General features: G+C 61.1%; 16 protein-coding genes and 1 pseudogene. 10 read left to right on the forward strand and 7 right to left on the reverse strand.

The window, feature by feature from the left end; all coding sequences use genetic code 11:
- Positions 1–1,387: benzoate-CoA ligase family protein (locus tag WCE35_RS11020; RefSeq protein WP_424593368.1), on the reverse strand; the 1,387-nt coding region annotated here is incomplete at its 3' end.
- Positions 1,384–2,514, reverse strand: a complete 1,131-nt coding sequence (locus tag WCE35_RS11025) for an FAD-dependent monooxygenase (protein ID WP_424593369.1) — start codon at positions 2,512–2,514, stop codon at positions 1,384–1,386. The genes WCE35_RS11020 and WCE35_RS11025, both read right to left, overlap by 4 nt.
- A 35-nt stretch (positions 2,515–2,549) precedes the next feature.
- Here WCE35_RS11025 and WCE35_RS11030 point away from each other — a divergent pair.
- The 4 genes and pseudogenes from WCE35_RS11030 to WCE35_RS11045 form a co-directional block, all read left to right on the forward strand.
- Positions 2,550–2,793: pseudogene (locus tag WCE35_RS11030) on the forward strand (efflux RND transporter permease subunit); the annotation flags it as partial.
- Positions 2,794–2,920: 127 nt separating this feature from the next.
- Complete coding sequence (locus tag WCE35_RS11035) at positions 2,921–3,271, forward strand: DUF3147 family protein (protein ID WP_424593370.1); 351 nt, start codon at positions 2,921–2,923, stop codon at positions 3,269–3,271.
- A 163-nt stretch (positions 3,272–3,434) separates the two neighbouring features.
- Positions 3,435–3,938 (forward strand): DUF6789 family protein, encoded by a 504-nt coding sequence (locus tag WCE35_RS11040; RefSeq protein ID WP_424593371.1) that lies wholly within the window; start codon positions 3,435–3,437, stop codon positions 3,936–3,938.
- Between the two features lie 127 nt (positions 3,939–4,065).
- The gene (locus WCE35_RS11045; RefSeq protein ID WP_424593372.1) at positions 4,066–4,722 is read left to right on the forward strand and encodes a hypothetical protein; all 657 of its coding nucleotides are present in this window, start codon (positions 4,066–4,068) and stop codon (positions 4,720–4,722) included.
- A gap of 18 nt (positions 4,723–4,740) precedes the next feature.
- Here WCE35_RS11045 and WCE35_RS11050 read toward each other — a convergent pair whose 3' ends face one another.
- Positions 4,741–5,370: a class I SAM-dependent methyltransferase gene (locus WCE35_RS11050; RefSeq protein ID WP_424593373.1), complete on the reverse strand. Its 630-nt coding sequence runs from the start codon at positions 5,368–5,370 to the stop codon at positions 4,741–4,743.
- Between the two features lie 527 nt (positions 5,371–5,897).
- Between WCE35_RS11050 and WCE35_RS11055 the strand changes: the two genes are divergently transcribed.
- The 4 genes from WCE35_RS11055 (at position 5,898) to WCE35_RS11070 (ending at position 9,321) form a co-directional block, all read left to right on the forward strand.
- Positions 5,898–6,563 (forward strand): adenylate/guanylate cyclase domain-containing protein, encoded by a 666-nt coding sequence (locus WCE35_RS11055; protein ID WP_424593374.1) that lies wholly within the window; start codon positions 5,898–5,900, stop codon positions 6,561–6,563.
- A 34-nt stretch (positions 6,564–6,597) separates the two neighbouring features.
- Positions 6,598–8,355, forward strand: a complete 1,758-nt coding sequence (locus tag WCE35_RS11060) for a peroxidase family protein (protein WP_424593375.1) — start codon at positions 6,598–6,600, stop codon at positions 8,353–8,355.
- 55 nt (positions 8,356–8,410) lie between these two features.
- Positions 8,411–8,821, forward strand: coding sequence for a hypothetical protein (locus WCE35_RS11065; protein ID WP_424593376.1), 411 nt, complete (start codon positions 8,411–8,413; stop codon positions 8,819–8,821).
- Between the two features lie 89 nt (positions 8,822–8,910).
- Complete coding sequence (locus WCE35_RS11070) at positions 8,911–9,321, forward strand: hypothetical protein (protein ID WP_424593377.1); 411 nt, start codon at positions 8,911–8,913, stop codon at positions 9,319–9,321.
- 21 nt (positions 9,322–9,342) lie between these two features.
- Here the strand turns inward: WCE35_RS11070 and WCE35_RS11075 are convergent, their stop codons facing one another.
- The 4 genes from WCE35_RS11075 to WCE35_RS11090 form a co-directional block, all read right to left on the reverse strand.
- Entirely contained in the window at positions 9,343–11,475 is a 2,133-nt protein-coding gene (locus tag WCE35_RS11075) for a BTAD domain-containing putative transcriptional regulator (RefSeq protein ID WP_424593378.1), read from the reverse strand.
- Positions 11,476–11,549: 74 nt separating this feature from the next.
- Complete coding sequence (locus tag WCE35_RS11080; RefSeq protein WP_424593379.1) at positions 11,550–12,857, reverse strand: YcaO-like family protein; 1,308 nt, start codon at positions 12,855–12,857, stop codon at positions 11,550–11,552.
- A gap of 119 nt (positions 12,858–12,976) precedes the next feature.
- On the reverse strand, positions 12,977–13,978 hold the full coding sequence (locus tag WCE35_RS11085) for an NADP-dependent oxidoreductase (RefSeq protein WP_424593380.1): 1,002 nt from the start codon (positions 13,976–13,978) through the stop codon (positions 12,977–12,979).
- A 194-nt stretch (positions 13,979–14,172) separates the two neighbouring features.
- The gene (locus WCE35_RS11090; RefSeq protein WP_424593381.1) at positions 14,173–15,117 is read right to left on the reverse strand and encodes an ATP-grasp domain-containing protein; all 945 of its coding nucleotides are present in this window, start codon (positions 15,115–15,117) and stop codon (positions 14,173–14,175) included.
- A gap of 294 nt (positions 15,118–15,411) precedes the next feature.
- On the opposite strand from WCE35_RS11090, the gene WCE35_RS11095 reads away from it, so the two are divergent.
- Both WCE35_RS11095 and WCE35_RS11100 read left to right on the forward strand, forming a co-directional pair.
- On the forward strand, positions 15,412–16,185 hold the full coding sequence (locus tag WCE35_RS11095; RefSeq protein WP_424593382.1) for a ferredoxin--NADP reductase: 774 nt from the start codon (positions 15,412–15,414) through the stop codon (positions 16,183–16,185).
- A 178-nt stretch (positions 16,186–16,363) separates the two neighbouring features.
- On the forward strand, positions 16,364–17,236 hold the full coding sequence (locus WCE35_RS11100; RefSeq protein WP_424593383.1) for a patatin-like phospholipase family protein: 873 nt from the start codon (positions 16,364–16,366) through the stop codon (positions 17,234–17,236).
- Positions 17,237–17,273: the final 37 nt, after the last annotated feature.

Here is a 17,273-nt window from a genome sequence, read left to right on the forward strand (position 1 = left end):
CGCGCACGTCGGGATGATCGGCGAGACACAGCTCGACCTCGAGCGGGTAGACCCATTGCCCGGAGATCTTGATCAGGTCGTCGGCGCGGCCGCGGAAGAAATGAAAACCTTCGCTATCGCGCACAAAACGGTCGCCGGTGCAGATCCACCCTTCCTCGCGGATGGTCTCGGCGGTTTTGTCCGGCCGGTTCCAGTACAGTGGCGTATTGGAATCGCCGCGGACCCACAAAATGCCTTCGGCGTTGTCGCCGACCTCGCGCCCGTCACTGTCTCGCAGCGCGATCTCGTAGCCGGGCACGCGCAGGCCGGCCGCGCCGAGCTTCTTGTTCTCGGCGCGGTTGCAGAGATAGATGTGCAGCACCTCGGTCGAGCCCAGCCCTTCGATGATCTCGAGGCCGGTCAGCTTGTTCCAGCCATTGAAGACGTCGGCTGACAGCACTTCGGCGGCGGATACCGCCATCCGCAGCGACGAAAAGTCCGTCGCCGACGCGCCACTGGCGCTGGTCAGCGAGGTGTAGAGCGTGGGCAATCCGAAGAAGACGGTCGGGCGGAATTGTTCGATCGCCGCGAAGATCGCCGCCGGCTTCGGCTGGCCCGGCAGCAGCAGCGTCGCCGCGCCGGCCGAGAACGGGAAGGTGATGGAATTGCCAAACCCGTAGGCGAAGAACATTTTGGGTACCGAGAAACAGATGTCGTCCGGCTTCAGCTTCAGCACGTTGCGGGCGAACGCCGCCTCGCTATAGGCCATGTCGTGCTGCAGGTGCACGATGCCCTTGGGCCGTCCGGTCGAGCCCGACGAATACATCCAGAGCGCCATCTCGTTGCGATGGGTGTCGGCTTCCGGAAGGTCGCCGGGAAAGCGCTGCAACCACTGTTCGGCGATCAGCGTATTTTGCACGGCATGTCCGCCGGCGGCGCCGTTGACCACGATCAGGGTGCGCAGCGGCGTGTCCTTGCAGGCGACCGCGTCGAAGCGCGGGCAAAACTGCGCATCGGCGACGGCGACCGTGGCGCCGGCGTCCGAAAGGTAGAATTGCAGCAGGTCCGGCGGCGTCAGCGTGTTGATCAGCAGCGGCACGTAGCCTGCGCGGACCGCGCCGAAAAACGCCGCCGGATAGCAAGGCGTGTCGTCGAGGAACATCAGGATGCGGTCGCCGCGCTTCAAGCCAAGCGACTGGAAACCGTGGCCCCATTGCGAGGCTTCGGTGCAGAGTTTTGCATAGCTGCGCGCGCCGGCCGGACCGGTCAGCGCCAGCCGCTCGCCGTGGCCTTTGGCAAGATTGTCGAACAGGATTCGGCTGGCATTGTAGCGCTCGGGGATGGCAAAGCCGATCTCGCGCGCGCCGGCGCAATCCCGTGGCACCTGATCGGCGATCTCGCGCGTCATGACCTTGTCCTCGACGCTTCATAGCGGGCCATGAAGGCGGGTGACATCGCGCGCAGCCGCGCATCGTCGATCCGCCCGGAGCGGGTGATATAGCTGTAAGCGAAATCCATCAGGTCGAGCTTCATGTGTTCGGGGAAATGTTCGTACCAGTCGGCGCTGGTGCGCGCCGCCGTCACCAGCTTTTTCACGACCGGCTTGCGTTCGTTCTCGTAACGCGCGAGTCCCGCGGGAATGTTCGCCTCCGCTTCCAGCGCTTTTGTCAGCGCGATTGCATCCTCGATCGCAAGCCGCGTCCCCGATCCGATGGAGAAATGCGCCGAATGCAGCGCATCGCCGATCAGCACCATGTTCCGGTGCGACCAGCGCTCGTTCCAGATCCAGGGGAAATTGCGCCACACCGACTTGTTCGACAGCAGCGGATGGCCCTCGAGGGTGGCGGCGAATATCTGCTCGCAGATGGCCTTCGATTGCTCGATGCTCTTGTGTTCGAAGCCGTATGCCTGCCACGTCGCCGCGTCGCATTCGACCAGGAAGGTACTCATGTCGGGGGAATAGCGGTAGTGATGCGCGTTGAAGGCGCCGCGCTCGGTTCTTACGAAAGTCTGCGACAGCGTCGCAAAACGCTTGCCGGTGCCGTACCAGGCAAACCTGTTGGTGGAATGCGTGACCGACGCGCAAAACTCCCGTTCGAAGCTGCGGCGCACCAGCGAGTTCAGCCCGTCCGCCGCGACGATCAGGTCATAGCCTTGCAGCGCTTCGACCGAGCCGATCGCGGTGTCGTATCGCGGCGCGACGCCGGCCAGGCGCACCCGCTGCTGCAGGATGGTCAGCAGCTCGAGCCGGCCGATCGAGGAAAAGCCGACGCCGTCGATCTCGACGCTCTCGCCGCGCAGATTGAGCGTGATGTTGTTCCAGCTCTCCATCCGCGGCGCGATCGCTTGCACGGTGTCGGGATCGTCGGCGCGCAGGAACTCCAGCGCCTGATCGGAGAACACCACGCCGAAGCCGAAGGTAGCGCCTTCAGCGTTCTGCTCGAACAGGTCGATCGCGGCGGCCGGGTGGCGCTTTTTCCAGAGATAAGCGAAATAGAGGCCGCCGGGGCCTCCGCCGAGCACGGCGATACGCACAGCCTTCCTCCCCAATGATAGTACACTGACCAGCAACGGCGATGTCGTACCAGAAGGAGGCTGCCGGCGGCCAGATCAAATATGAAAGCCGGTACGCGCCGATCTCGGTGATCCCGGCGGTGCCGCTGTCGCTGCCCGGTGTTGACAGGTTTGCGGATCGAGAACAGTCTCTACACCCGGATCGGACCGATCCTGCCGATCGCGTGTCGGCGCAGAACGCCATTTTGATCCGTCGAGGTCGCGCTTGAGCTGCATGTGCGCGAGCGCAAGCCGCTGCTGTAATCCGCGCTCGAGGCGGCGCGGGCGCGGCAAGACACCGGGTCCGCAGACGATCCCGCAGGCGGGATCCTGAGATATCCACCCGGGGGTACGCGGGTCGCGCCTCACTCCAGAACTTGCGGAACACATGACGTACTTCATCGTTAAATGCCTGCTGTCCGGACTGATCATCGCGGTGGTTTCCGAAGTGGCAAAGCGCAGTCCGGCTCTCGGCGCGCTTATCGTCTCGCTGCCGCTGGTGTCCCTGTTGGGAATCCTTTGGCTCTGGCGCGACACCGGGGATATCGCGCGCATCGCCGATCATGCCCAATCCACATTCTGGTACGTACTGCCGTCGCTGCCGATGTTCCTGGTGTTGCCGGCGATGCTCCGGGCCGGTGTGGGCTTCTGGTCAAGCCTGGGTGCCGGCTGCATACTTACGATCGTTCTCTATTTCGTCACCTCATGGGCTTTGGCGAAGTTTGGGGTCGGTCTCTAGCGCCGAGATCATCTGCAAGGAGATCGGTGATCGCCGGATTCGATATCCCGGGGCCTGCGGCCCGCCCTTTTCAGGAGTCTTGCGGGAAATCAACCTGTGCTTGACCAATTCGGCTAGCCAGCGAACGAAACACTGATCGTATTTCGAGACCGGGCGATACAGGGTGTCGAAGCTGCCTGACAACAAGCCTCGCGATCTCCGGAGGGCCAACCGGATATGGAAAGCTCTCGTCGCGGGGTTGTGCGGAAGCATCGCTCACTCCGGACTCATGGTTCTGAAATACCGGCTGGGTCTGCTTCAGTCCTTCCAGCCCTACGAAGATTTGCAGCAGGCATTGAGCCACCTGGTGGGCAGCTCGGTTCACCCGCTGATTCCATGGGCGTTTTCCTTCTTGAATGGCTCCGTCTTTCTCGGCTTCCTGTTTGGCCGCACCTACAGGTGGCTGCCTGGCCGCAGCGGAGCCGCCAAGGGATGCGTCTTTGGTGTGCTGGGCTGGACTCTGATGGGCCTGGTGTTCTTTCCAGCCCTGGGTCGAGGCTTGTTCGCCAGCCAGGCGGGTCTCGGTCTTCAGCCTGCCCTCTTCTCGCTGATGATGATACTGACCTACAGCGTGGTCATGGGCATTACCTATGCCAGGTTGATTCCAGGAGGTACGGCAGAGCCCTGAATGAGCATGGAATGTCCACCGAGGATCATTTGCTTCGATCCTGCCGTTGGCATGATCCAGATCATGTCTGGGTTCGGCGTGATCGCGTATGCTGTCAACAAGGGCGCGTTCAGGAATGAGGTGGATGATGTCGTCATGGTCATGGAAGGCCGGCCTTGCCGGTATTGCAATCGTTGGCGCGACCGCCTATGCGGCGGCGCAGCACGACCACGCCAATACGGATGGGACAGTGAATCGGGGCGATCCCGGCCAGCAACAGATGATGCAGCAGAACGACATGCACGCAAAAATGAAAATGATGCATGCCCGGCATGAGATGATGAGGGAAGGCAAGACCGCCGATCAGCCCGCGCTGGCCGGACAGGCGGCATTCGGTACCGTCCAGGAAATCGTGCGACTATTGGAGGCCGATCCGGCGACCGACTGGTCGAAGGTCAACATCTCGGCGCTGCGCGAGCATCTGATCGATATGGACGAGGTGACCATGCACGCCGCCGCCGCCGAGCGAGCTCTCGACAACGGCATTGAGTTCACGGTGACAGGCGAGGGCCGCACGCTCCCGGCGATCAAGCGCATGGTTCCCGCCCATGTGCACGAGCTCGGTCAGCTCGGCTGGAACGCCGCGACGGAAGATCTGCCGAACGGCGTCAGGCTCACCGTCACCAGCGACGACACGAGGCAGGTGACAAAGCTCAAGGCGCTCGGCTTTATCGGGATCATGGTGCAGGGCGCCCACCATCAGCAACATCATCTCATGATGGCGAAAGGCGAGTTCAGCCACTAGCCGGCAAGGGTACTCACCTCAATGGGGCTCGCGCCGGAACGTGCTGAACTGAAAATTCTGCGTAGCGCCCCAGGGCGTGACGTGCTGATGCCGGCGGCTATCGATCAGTTCAAAATCGCGTCCAAGCGTTGCGGCGAGGCTGCTCGCGTCATAGCGGCTGACGATCAGGCCGCTGCACCGCTCCGGGCCATCGAGCGCGAAGGTGCCGATGATGGCATGTCCCCCGGGGCGCAATGCACGCCGAAGCCGGGCAATATAGGCCGTTCGATGCTCCGGATCGGTCAGAAAGTGAAAGGCTGCGCGGTCGTGCCAGACATCATAGGTCCGCGACGGCTCCCAGATGGTCACGTCAGCCGCAATCCATGCCACCTGGCCTGCCTTGTCCCCCAGCCGGGATCGTGCGGCGGCAAGCGCCGCGGCCGATAGATCGAGCACCGTGACGTCGGCATAGCCCGGCGAAATCAGGCATTCCGCAAGGCGTGAGCAACCGCCGCCGATATCGATGATGGCCGAGCTTCGCGTAGCCCCCGCATGCTTGATCAGCTCGAGCGAGGGTTCAGGCGTTTCCTGAAACCAGCTCACCTGGTTCTCGCCTTTGGCGACGTAGACGCTGTCCCAATGCGTCTGAGGGCTGGCGGGGTCGTTCATGACTTCCTCCTCCGACGGCGCATGCGCCGCCTAACTTCCTGGCGGAACATCGCGCGCAATCCCGGACGTGCCGGCTTGATCGTTTAAAGCCTCGGTATCCGTTCCCAAACCGGAGCTTCTATCCTGTTGGGAGTCCACATTCTACTCCGCCTGCCTGCCGATGAAGCTGTTTCGCGTCGCGCTTCATCGGCCAAAGCATGACATAATTACAGATCTGAAATCTCGAAAGACGGAAGTCATCCGGACCGTCCGATACGTTCGCTTCGCTGCGGTCGTTTGGCGATGCCGGCCAAAGCGTGGAAGCCTGTTGCTTTGGCAGCGTTCGGATTGATCACGAAGCGGAAAAGCGCGCCGTTGTTCGAGCCGCAGTCACATCTCCCGATCGGATTACGCTTTCTCCCGGTCAGATAACGCTCGGATGACGCCAGCCTGCCAGCCTCCCGGCCATTCAAAGGGTGAGACGAGCCGCCGACCAACGCAGCAACGTCTCAGGAGGCATTGGAAGCGCAAACAATACGGAGTCGAAGATGCATTTGGAGCACTTCGCTGCAGCAGGAAAGTTGCCAGCAATCGCCAGGATAGCAAGCGAGCCAATCCCGCCGTTTCTTGAACGCAGATGGGGTGCGGTTCTCACCGCTGACGTCGTCGAATACTCCCGGCTCACGAGCCTGAATGAGGAACGAACCTACCTTCTCTACAAGTCCCATCGCCGCGAGCTGATCGACCCAAAAATCGCTGAATATTGCGCCAAGTTCGTGAAATCCACCGGCGACGGCATTCTTGCTGAATTCGGGACGGCGCTGGATGCGGCGCGTTGCGCCATCCAGATACAGCAGGGCATGGCCAAGCGCTGCAAGGGTGTATCCGTTGATCGTCAAATCGTTTTCCGCATCGGACTAAGCTGCGGCAACATCATCGCCGACCCGGAAGACATCTATGGCCACGACGTCAATGTGGCAGCACGGCTGCAAGCGGTTGCGCCTCCTGGCGGAATCGCGATGACCAACGCGGTCGCGGAAGGGGTGCAGGGTATCCTTCAGCTGCCGCTCGAGGATCTGGGCATGCAACAATTCAGGAATATGTGCCGCCCCGTCCACGTCTTTCAATGCCGTTTTCCGGTGCCGATCTGGACCAAAATTCGTTGTAGTCTCATCGGGTTGCGTGACTTTGACGCTGAATTGACGGTGCCGTGAGTTACTCGATGCCGAACCGGGGGAGGCGGAGGCCATGCACGGAATAAATGCTTCAGTAATTCCCGAAATCAAGGACGGCGCGCGACTGCTCGGTGCCGACAGCAATATTGGCGGAATGCGAAACCTGCTTCCGATGTCCGACTCCGAGATGTTTGGAGCAGGCAAGGATCCGCGCGACTTGCGCACCCTCATGCGCAAGCTCTCGGCGCGCATCAGCCGTGACCCTCCGCCCAGTGAGGAAAAACGCGACCCTCGACCCGATGAAGACAAAGTGCTCCCAGAGGACAATCCGAACATTCCTTCGGGATACACCTACCTGTTGCAGTTCCTTGCCCACGACATGGTGAACACCTCGATCTCGCTCGCTGCCACCGAGGGCCGACGTTTTGGGTTTCAGAATGCGAGGCAGCAGCCGCTTACCCTCGACACTATCTATGGCGGCGGTCCCGACGTGAGTCCGCAGGCATACGAGTACAGCCGGCTGTGCGAACGGTCTCGCGGCTTCATGCCGCGTACGCAATTGCGCTGCGGCCGTGCGCAAGCCCGATCGGGATCGACCGCCCACATGCCGTTTGCGGATATCGGCCGGGCCGTGCCGACGGACATCAGCGACGATGGGTTAGTCGATCGCAAGGGTGCCCCGCGGTGCCTCCGCACGGAGGCCCTGATAGCCGACGCCCGCAATGAAGACCAGGCGCTTATCGCCCAGCTGACGCTTGTTTTTCACCGGATGCACAATTTCGTCCTAGATCAGATCGACCGCGCGCTTCAGCCCTCCACGGCGCCGGATGCCTATCGAAACTTCATCTGCGCGCGTTTCATTCTGACGCTAATTTACCGAAAGATCATCGTCAAAGACGTGCTCTATCGTCTGCTCGATCCTTCCGTATACCGTTACTATTTCCTTCCCACAACTAACCCCCAGAATCTTCTCTCTGACGAGAAGGTAATTGGGCAAATTCCCGTCGAGTTTTCTCACGGCGCGTTTCGCTGCGGACATGCGATGCTTCGCGACAGCTATCGCGTAAAAGGCGCGGAGGCAATTGACGCCGGTCGTGCGATGCATTTCAACTCGCGGCGTTCTCCGGGCTTTGTCCCTCTGTCCGAGGAGTGGATGGTCAATTGGGAACACTTCTTCCCGCTCAATGGTCAGCCGCCCGTGAATTTGAGCCGTCGGCTCCGCCCGAATTTTTCGTCGCTGGCACGGAGCGAATTCTATTTTGCGCCGTTGATGCCGAACTCGGACGAAAATGGAGACGCCCCCGGACTGCCAAACCGCGATCTCGTGAGTGCCGTCTTTGCCAGAATCTGGTCTGTACCTAAACTCATCGACGCGTTGCGCGCCAAGAGTGCCGAAAAGGCTACCGATCTTGTAAATTTTCTTCCACCCTACGATGAACACGTTTCCGGGTTGACGGCCTGGCTGAAGGAGACAGCCAATCCAGGCGGTATATCAGAACAATTCGACCCCGAAGATATCGTGGCGATCGCGCAAGACCCGCCACTGCCGTTTTTTGTCCTGTATGAAGCCCAAGCCAAGCATCACGGTCAGCGTCTTGGCCTGCTAGGGTCGATCATTATTGCTGAGACGATCGCTGGTGCGATGCAGAAATACCCGTTGAAGGTCGGCAGCTCGCCGTTCGATCCTTTGCTTCAGTTCAAAGAGCAATACGAGCCGCTCAAACGGCTGGGTACCCCTGAAGGCCCGCTCATCAGGATGCCCGAGATCGAAAGCTTCGCCGATCTCCTGATGTTCATGAAGTCGAATGGAATCCTTGAACCCGAGCACTGACGAAGGGTCCGGATAGAAGATGGTCTGCACGTCTCGGCAATGATGGAGGATAGACATGGGTGATACGCTGGAGATCGACAATGACGTCCTATGGGGCAAGCTGGTGAAATCGTGGGCAACCGGAAGGAATCTTGTCCACCCGGGTCAGGACCCCATTGCGATCCCGCGGACGCTGGAAGATTTGCTGAACACGGCCAGGGAAATCGGCCTGACCATCACGTTTCCTGATGGGATGGTCGGATTGGCGGTCATCCAATACAGCCCGCAGACTGCCGTGATCAAACTGCCGCCGAAAGCGATGGTGGAGGCCACCGAGGCCAAGCTCAGCCAGCCGGATGCGGTCTACCCTATGCCGAAGTTCTACGAAGACTTCTTTCGCGTCCCCCTTCCCGCACTTTCCAAAGACGAGCTCTTTAATCTTCATGCTGCTCGCATCGGCGACTATTCGATACGAAACTGCGGCTGACCGGTGTTCCGCCCGGCCAATTCAGCATTGAAAGCGCTGCGTCGGCGAGCGCGCGTTGATTTGAGTTCATTGACAAATCGGAGATAGTGATGGGCACCAAATTGGAGATCAGCGATGACATCCTTTGGGGCAAGCTTGTAAAGTCGTGGGCGACCGGGAAGAACTACATCGCACCCAACAGGCCTGCGCCCGCGATACCCCGGACCCGAGAAGAACTGTTGGCGCAAGCCGCGGATATCGGATTAAGGATTTCGTTTCCCGACGGCATGGTCGGGCTGGAAATCGTTCAATACAGTTCGCAAACCGCGGTGATCAAGCTACCGCCAAAATCCATGGTGGAAGACACCGAAGCTGAACTAGACAAGGAAAATCCTCTGTATCCGATGCCGCGATTTTACGAAGACTTCTTCGGCGCGCCGCTGCCGCAAATGGCCAAGACTGTGCTGCTGGAGCTGCATGCCGCACGTATTGGAGACTATTCGATTCGAAACTGCGGGTGAGGGCGGGCCGGCGCCTGCCGTTCACCACTGATGATGAAACAGGCCGTCGGTCGGAGCACCGGCGCCGGCGATACCATCGCGCAGGCGGGCCCAGGTCTCCGGTCTTGCGATCGGGAACAGCTTTAGAAACCAGCCAGTTATCGCCGCGGGAGTTGCCGGCTCCTTTACCGACCAGCGACTTCGAACGAGGGCGAAGAAACGATTGAGTTCGGCCGCGGCCTGCTCCTCCCGGCCAAGGTGGTAAAGCGCGGCGGCCTTCAGTCCCGGAACGTTTGCGTTCAGGTCCCCGGCGAAGTCGGCCGCCATCACGCAGCTTTCATAATCTCCGATCATGAAGCGTACCGCGGTGTGGTACGCCCACTGCAGCGCACTCGGAGCAATTGTCGCTTTCCGTTGCAGCATCGAGTCGACAAGTTCCGCGGCTTCCTTGTCGTGACCGCAAAACGCATAGCAATTAGCCGCCGACACCAGCGTCCAGGGATCGTTGTCGTTCAGGCCATGCGCCAGTGGAATATAGATCATCGCCTGCTCGTAATGCTTCGCCATCGCGTGCGACCATCCAAGGCATAGCTGGCTGCGTGAATCGAGCGGGTCCAGCCGCACGGCTTCGTGCGCATAGGCAAGCGCCTGCATCGTGCGGTTAGCGTCGCGAGGTGTTCCAGGCTTGACGATATGGTAGGAATTATTCAACTGCGCCAGGCTGGAATAAGCCGGTGCGAAGTCGGGCATCTGCTGCACGACCTGTCGAAATAGATCGGCCGCATTGTCCCATCGCTGAGGATCGAAGCCGAGTAATGTGGCTTGGCCGAACAGCCAGATGTCATATGCCTTTAGATCGGCGACCTGACGGCTCGTGATCCGGTTCATTCGCTCCGCCGAAACATGAACATTGAGCGCTGAAGCGATGCGACGTACCAGGTTCTGTTGCGATTGGTGCCAGTTTTCCAGAGTCAGCGTAAGACTCTCGCTCCACAGATAGGTGCCTGTTGTACCGTCGCGCAGTGTCAGCACCAGATGCAGCGCCTTGCGGGTTTCGAAACCGCTCGCGTCCAGGATGAATTCATCCTTTGAGCCTTCCAATGCGCGGTCGGCTGGAGGATTGGTCCAATCACGGATGTGCCATTCTCGAAAACGAACGAAGCAGGCGATCAACTCGCGGCGAAAACCCTGAGCCAGGTAATCTTGCTTTGGATCACTGCCGGACAGCACAAACTGCCCGACCGACAGAATGAGTCTGGCCTCGCGTGCCGCCAATTGCCGGTCGACGTTCAGGACCGATGGCGTTGAAGGCTGTTGCGGGCCCACTGCCGTCATGGCGACTCGGGCTTCCGGTTGCGGGATGGATGTCTTGATGGCGCCGGACGGGCCGCTGAACGGCAGCGCAGCCTTGACCTCGGCTATCAAGTCCTGCGTCTTCTGGGTGGGTTCGACGTCGTAGTCCGCTTCGAGGAGATCCCACAAGTTCTTGTATATTTTCAGGGCGCTGCCAATCGCGCCGTCTGCGACGTGCGCGCGTATCAGATATCGACAGGCTTCCTCGTGAGTCTGGTCGAGATTGACGATCGCGACGGCGATATCCCGCCCAATCTCGGTTGCCTTGATCTGCCCGCGCAAAGCGGCTTCGAGATGCCGGATGAGCTGATCGCGGATGGTCTGCCGCTTGGCCAACACCCACGTCTGGAACGCGGGATCACTGCTCTCAACTTCGCCAAGAATGTCGTCTATCAGGTTTTGTTGCTTCAATAGCCGCGGGTGCGGCGATCCATTGATCGCATCCTTGAGCACATCGACCAAGTCCACGCTGATTTGCGTACGGTCAAGCCCGACAACGAGCTTATCGGTGCGGAATCCGTCGAATCCACTGGGCAGAAGTGCAGCGCGAATCTCGTGAAGAGCTTGCCGTAGAGACGCACGAGCCCGCTCCTCGGGCGACTCACTCCAGAACAGACCGATCAGTCTTTCGCGGCTTTCTTCCTGAGTTTCGGTTAGTGCCAAATAGCCGAGCAACGCTCTGGTCTTGCGGCTCAACAACTCGATTTCGTTGTCGCCGACATGCAATGACAACTTGCCAAGCAAGTTAATGGACAGAGTGGGGCCGTTCGCACCACTGTCGCTGTCGCTCTGGCCTGTGGGCGTTCCGCTTTGCAGCCCCATTTGCCCGCCACGGTTTTTGGCGCCGGTCGCCAGTTACATATCACACTACCGGCAGCAGTTCCATTGAACCTCGGTCACGAGATCAACGCCAAGCCACCTGTGTAGCGGTCGCCTCCGCCAAAATCCTGGCATGCACGTCGTAGCCGTTCCGTCACCATGCCGGACGGCAACGGCTGCAACGCGGGAGCCACCGCACGCACCACCGGAATATCGTATTCCAGCCGGGTCATGTCGACCAGGACCGCCTCTATCCCGGACTTGGCCATTGCTTTCGCGATGGTTGGAAGCTCCGAGCTCCGGATCGAATCATTTTGCATCGCCTGGACACCCAGCGGATGCAATAGCTCGCACGTTTCCGCACTAATTTTCGCGTCGCGTTCGAGATGGGCGCGATCGGTAGGCAGAAGCGGTCCATCGCCAACATCCGCCAGTTTGATCTTTGCGAACAGAATCGCCAGCTCCGTCTGGCAAAGCTCCAGGATGGCGGCGCGCGCGGCTTCCACCATCGACAGCCGCGCGGCCAACCCGTAGGCAAGTTGCCGGCCCTCTTTGTCGCAGGACAGCGCGGCAATGACCGGAATTCCGATATCGGTGGTGATGTCGAGCAACCACGAGGTGCGGTCACGAGTTTGCTGTCGCAAGGCTCCGACGAGCCGCACGATTTCCGACATCCCCGGTCCGTCGAGCGGCACGGCCTTGCCGCGGCGCCCACCCTTCCACCAAAGGCTCGCTGCGTCGCGTTCAATCAACTCCAGGAGCGCGCGCGAGGCCGCCCAATCGAAAGTCGGGCCGGCTGCGACACCAACGCTGAGCGTAGTGCGGGGCTTCAAGCGTTGCTTGCTGGTTGCGCGCCGAAGGCACCAATCAGCAGGGAGCAACACCTCACGGCTGCCATCGAAGGAGTGTCCGGATTCGAGCCATCTTCCTTTTACCCATGCAAGCAGCGTGGATTTGGGCAGCGCCTGATTGGCCATGTCCTGCTCAATCGCCGCCGCAGCGGCGGGCGATACCTGCGCAATTACCTTGGGCAAGGCGGCAACGGTCGCAACGTCACCTGGGCACTCGATCTGCGAAAGCCGATCAATCCCTTCCCCTACGCAGGATACAAATGCTTCCTCAAGCTCCTCTCCCGATCCGCTCAGGCTGAAGGAAACCTCGGCGGACCCATCTCCGTCCAATGCCTGCGGCCTTGTCTCCGCACCGAAAAAGCGCAGCCCGGGCGCCCAAGGCGAACGGAGCATGAAAATCCTGCGCGCAAGATATGCAGCCTGCACGATCTTCGGTCCATGCCGGTCGGAGACGGCGCGCTGAAACGCCAAGCCGTGCTCGGAAGTCAAATCGACTTCCATGAGCCCTGGACGAGTTTGCGGCTCGATCATCATGGCACCAGATTCAAGGCCTAACAAATGCCCTGGCGGGTTCTCGCTCGTGCCGAATGGACCAATAATGCCGCGCTTTCGCAATGCGCTCGGCGCACCTGGCCTATTCTGGACATCGGGAATCATACCCTGACCATGCGCTTGCCGCGGTTCTCGCCCCCCAGCAATCCGATCAGCGCCTTCGGCGTATTTTCCAGGCCGTCGATCACGTCTTCCTGCACCTTCAGTTTGCCGGCAGCGACCCAGGATTGCAGGTCTTTCAGGGCCGCGTCGCGCGCGTCCATGTAATCCATCACGATAAAACCCTGCATGATCAGGCGTTTTACCACGATCAGGCCGGGCACGCCGCGCGGGCCATGCGCCGAGGGCACGCCGTCATATTGCGAGATCGCGCCGCAGCAGGCGATGCGGCCGCGATTGTTCATCAGCGACAGGCAGGCTTCCAGGATGTCGCCGCCGACATTGTCGAAATAGACATCGATGCCCTTGGGCGCCGCCGCCCGCAGCGCCTTGAAGGTCGCGCCATCCTTGTAATCGACCGCGGCGTCGAAGCCGAGTTCGGACGTCAGCCAGTGGCACTTGTCCTTGCCGCCGGCGATGCCGACCACGTGGCATCCCTTGATCTTTGCAATTTGGCCGACGAGCGAGCCGACCGAGCCGGCGGCGGCGGAGACCACGACGGTCTCGCCGGCTTTTGGTTTTCCCACATCGAGCAGGCCGAAATAGGCGGTGAGGCCGGCGATGCCATAGACGCTGAGCAGATGCGTCATCGGCTCCAGCTTCGGCATCTTGCTCAGATGTTTTGCCGGCATGGCCGCGTAATCCTGCCAGCCGGTGTCGCCAAACACGATGTCGCCCGGGCCAAGGCTAGGGGCTTTCGACGCCACCACTTCGGCGATGCCGCCGCCGGCCATCACGGTGTTGGCTTCGACCGCCGCGCGATAGGTCGCGCCGTGCATCCAGGCCCGGTTGGCGGCATCCAGCGAGATGTAGCGCGTCCGCACCAGCACCTCGCCGTCCTTTGGCTCCGGAACGGCTGCCTTGGACAGCTTGAAATGCTCCGGTCCGAGCTTTCCCGTCGGCTTTTCCACCAGCAGGATCTGGCGATTGACGGTGTCGTTCATGGCGTTCGCTCCCGCTCGATGGCGACTTGAGATGCAACGGATCGCGCTGGAGGCGACCAACTGCACGTCTGCTGCGCGACGCTGAACGCTAGTCGGCGCGCGTGCATTCCACAACGGGAAACATTGCGGCAAGGCCGCCGAGGATGGCGTCGATGAATCCCGGCGTTGGTCGGGACCACGCGAGTGCCGGGCGCTCACCCAAACACCTTGTCGAGCGCGGTATGGTACGCCGCATGGACCAGATCGGGGTGCAGCCGGCCGAGCGCTTCCATTTTCACCCCGGAATTGACCTCGAGGATGTGCCAGGCGCCATCGACCCGCACCACGTCGATCGATCCGAACCGGATGCCGATCGCTTGCGCGGCCTTGACCGCGGTCCGGACGCAGGCGTTGCGGATTTCTCCCGCCTCCACGAGAACGGGCCGCGCGCCGAAATCGAGGTTGTGACGCCAGTTCAGGACGCGCCGCTGGCCCATCGGCAGGATCGCGTCGAGCTCGGCCCTCGCCATGTCGCCGGCGATGTCAGCCAGCACGCGCGATCTCAATGGCTCCGGCGTGGCCGCGCGCGCGAGCTCGAGCAGCGAATGCTCGCCGTCCCCTACGACCGAAGGTCGGCTCTTGCTGTAGACGACCACGGCGAGATCGTCGACGAGCACCACGCGAACCTCGTCTTCGATATTCACGAAAGGCGAAATGGCGAGACCTGGATAGGCCGAGAAAATCACGGCGACGGCGCGTTCGAGCGCAGGCTTCGTCGTCACCATGAACACGCATTCGCCTGACGTCCCCTCATTGGGTTTGACGACCAGGCCGCCGGGATGATCGGTGAGAAGCCGAAGCATCGCGTCCGGTGATCGCGATGCAGGGACGAAAGCGCTCCGCTTCGGACCCAGGAACAGCGTGTGCGGAATGCAGGGAACGCCGGAAAGCTTCAGGAGCTCCGCCGTTGCCGCCTTGTCATTGGCGATCTGATGCGCGGTGGCGCTGTTCAGTCCGACATCATATCCGAATGCGAGGTGACGCCTCGGCCCGCGCCGCATGACGATCAGCCAGCCATCCGATCTGACCTCGATCGCGATCTCATGATCGAGGCAATATTGCCTGACCGACTCGACGAAGATTCGCTGGCTGATGAGCATGTTGGACGCATTTCCTTCGCCGCCAAACCGGCAGCAATTAATTGCCAGATCGGCGACGATTTCAGCAAGTTAATTACGCACTGGCGCGGCCTTAACGATATCGTGTCGAGCCGTTATGCAAAATAAGCCGACCACCATTTTGAGTTCTCGATTGCGCATCAAGGCATTTTGATTATCTCTGTCGGCGGCGCGGCCTGCATGCGAGATCGTCAATGATTTCGCGGGTTTTTGCCGCGCTGGGGTCATCAACGACACAATCTTCCTCAATCGAGCCTATCGGAAAAACCAAAACACATGAGCGCATTCTATCGAGAGAAAGTTCTTTCTGTCCGGCACTGGACCGACACGCTTTTCAGCTTCACCGCCACCCGCGATTACGGCTTCCGCTTCCAGAACGGGCAGTTCGCCATGATCGGCCTCGAGGTCGATGGCAGGCCGCTTTTGCGCGCCTACAGCATGGCGAGCGCCAATCATGAGGAAGCGCTCGAATTCTTCTCGATCAAGGTCGCGGACGGGCCGCTGACCTCCAAACTGCAAAAGATCAGAGAGGGCGACACCATCCTGGTCGGGCGCAAGGCGACCGGCACGCTGACCGCCGACAATCTGATCCCGGGCAGGCGTCTGCTGCTGCTGTCGACCGGAACAGGCCTGGCGCCGTTTGCCAGCCTGATCAAGGACCCCGACGTCTACGAGCGGTACGAGACCATCGTGCTCGTTCACGGCTGCCGGCAGGTCTGCGAACTCGCCTATGGCGAAGAGCTGGTGGCGAAGCTGCGCGACGATGAACTGTTCGGACCGCTGTTGTCGGAGAAGCTGGTCTATTACCCGACCGTCACCCGCGAGCCGTTCCGCAACCGCGGCCGCATCACCGACCTGATCGCTTCCGAACAATTGTTCAACGATATTCGCCAGCCGCCGCTCGATATCGCAACCGATCGCATCATGATGTGCGGCAGTCCGGCAATGCTGGAAGAGCTGCGCCAGTTGTTCGAGAGCCGCGGCTTCCTCGAAGGCAGCCACCACGAGCCCGGCCATTTCGTGATTGAGAAGGCGTTCGTCGAGCGGTGAGGCCTCGCCCGCATTCCGGGGCGATGCGCAAGCATCGAACCCGGAATCTCGAGATTCCGGGTCTGGTCCTTTGGACCATCCCGGAATGACGAGGGCAGTAGCACCCCCGCTTCACCCGCTGCTATAACGTCCCTAACGCCGCGCGAGTTCGACGCGGCGCCGAGGGAGCGACCAGGCGTTGTCCATATCCGGCCAGACAGACCGCGTGAAGACCGCCTTTGTCTTCGCCGGCGGCGGCAGCTTCGGCGCCATCCAGGTCGGGATGTTGCATTCGCTCGCCGCGCACGGAATTACCGCGGACATGGTGGTCGGCTCCAGTGTCGGCGCGCTGAATGGCGCCTTCTATGCGGGCGATCCCACGCTTGGCGGCGTGCAGCGGCTGGGCACCGTCTGGCGCGGGCTGCAGCGGCGTGACGTTTTCCCGGTCACCTGGAGGACGCTGCTGGGCTTCCTTTGGCGCCGCGATTTCCTGATTCCGCATGACGGCATCCGCAAGCTGATCGACGACCATATTCCATACCGCAATCTGCAGGATGCCCGGCTCCCTGTGCATATCGTGACGACCGATATCATTTCGGGCGACTGCGTGGTGCTGTCGGAAGGCTCCACCGCCGAGGCAATCGTCGCCTCGACCGCGATTCCCGGGGCCTTCACGCCGGTCCATTACCGCGATGCCTATCTCGCCGACGGCGCGATCTCCAGCAACACGCCGATCCGGGTCGCGGTCAGGAAGGGCGCCAAGCGCCTGATCATCCTGCCGACGGGCCACGCCTGCGCGGCCCAGGCGCCGCCGGTCGGTGCAGTCGCCAATGCGCTGCACGCGCTCACGCTCCTGATTGCCCGGCAATTGGTCAGCGAGCTGGAAGGGCTTGGTCCGGAGATCGAGTATTTCGTGGTGCCGCCGCTGTGTCCGCTGGTGGGATCGCCCTACGACTTCTCGCGGACATCTGATCACATCGAGCGCGCCATCAGGACCACCGATGCGTGGCTGGCGCAGAACGGCCTGGAGCAGGGCGGGATTCCCCACGAGATGCGGCCGCACCGTCACTGAACGCAGGTCCCGATGCCTACGCTGCACTGCGAAAGGG

Source organism: Bradyrhizobium sp., assembly GCF_049691595.1.
Lineage (GTDB): Bacteria > Pseudomonadota > Alphaproteobacteria > Rhizobiales > Xanthobacteraceae > Bradyrhizobium.

What these genes read in the sequence shown, in the direction of transcription:
- WCE35_RS11035 (WP_424593370.1), top strand. Translation starts at nt 2,921, where the DNA reads ATGACGTACTTCATCGTTAAATGCCTGCTGTCCGGACTGATCATCGCG.
- WCE35_RS11045 (WP_424593372.1), top strand. Translation starts at nt 4,066, where the DNA reads ATGTCGTCATGGTCATGGAAGGCCGGCCTTGCCGGTATTGCAATCGTT.
- WCE35_RS11050 (WP_424593373.1), bottom strand. Translation starts at nt 5,370, where the DNA reads ATGAACGACCCCGCCAGCCCTCAGACGCATTGGGACAGCGTCTACGTC.
- WCE35_RS11055 (WP_424593374.1), top strand. Translation starts at nt 5,898, where the DNA reads ATGCATTTGGAGCACTTCGCTGCAGCAGGAAAGTTGCCAGCAATCGCC.
- WCE35_RS11060 (WP_424593375.1), top strand. Translation starts at nt 6,598, where the DNA reads ATGCACGGAATAAATGCTTCAGTAATTCCCGAAATCAAGGACGGCGCG.
- WCE35_RS11065 (WP_424593376.1), top strand. Translation starts at nt 8,411, where the DNA reads ATGGGTGATACGCTGGAGATCGACAATGACGTCCTATGGGGCAAGCTG.
- WCE35_RS11070 (WP_424593377.1), top strand. Translation starts at nt 8,911, where the DNA reads ATGGGCACCAAATTGGAGATCAGCGATGACATCCTTTGGGGCAAGCTT.
- WCE35_RS11075 (WP_424593378.1), bottom strand. Translation starts at nt 11,475, where the DNA reads ATGGGGCTGCAAAGCGGAACGCCCACAGGCCAGAGCGACAGCGACAGT.
- WCE35_RS11080 (WP_424593379.1), bottom strand. Translation starts at nt 12,857, where the DNA reads ATGATGATCGAGCCGCAAACTCGTCCAGGGCTCATGGAAGTCGATTTG.
- WCE35_RS11085 (WP_424593380.1), bottom strand. Translation starts at nt 13,978, where the DNA reads ATGAACGACACCGTCAATCGCCAGATCCTGCTGGTGGAAAAGCCGACG.
- WCE35_RS11090 (WP_424593381.1), bottom strand. Translation starts at nt 15,117, where the DNA reads ATGCTCATCAGCCAGCGAATCTTCGTCGAGTCGGTCAGGCAATATTGC.
- WCE35_RS11095 (WP_424593382.1), top strand. Translation starts at nt 15,412, where the DNA reads ATGAGCGCATTCTATCGAGAGAAAGTTCTTTCTGTCCGGCACTGGACC.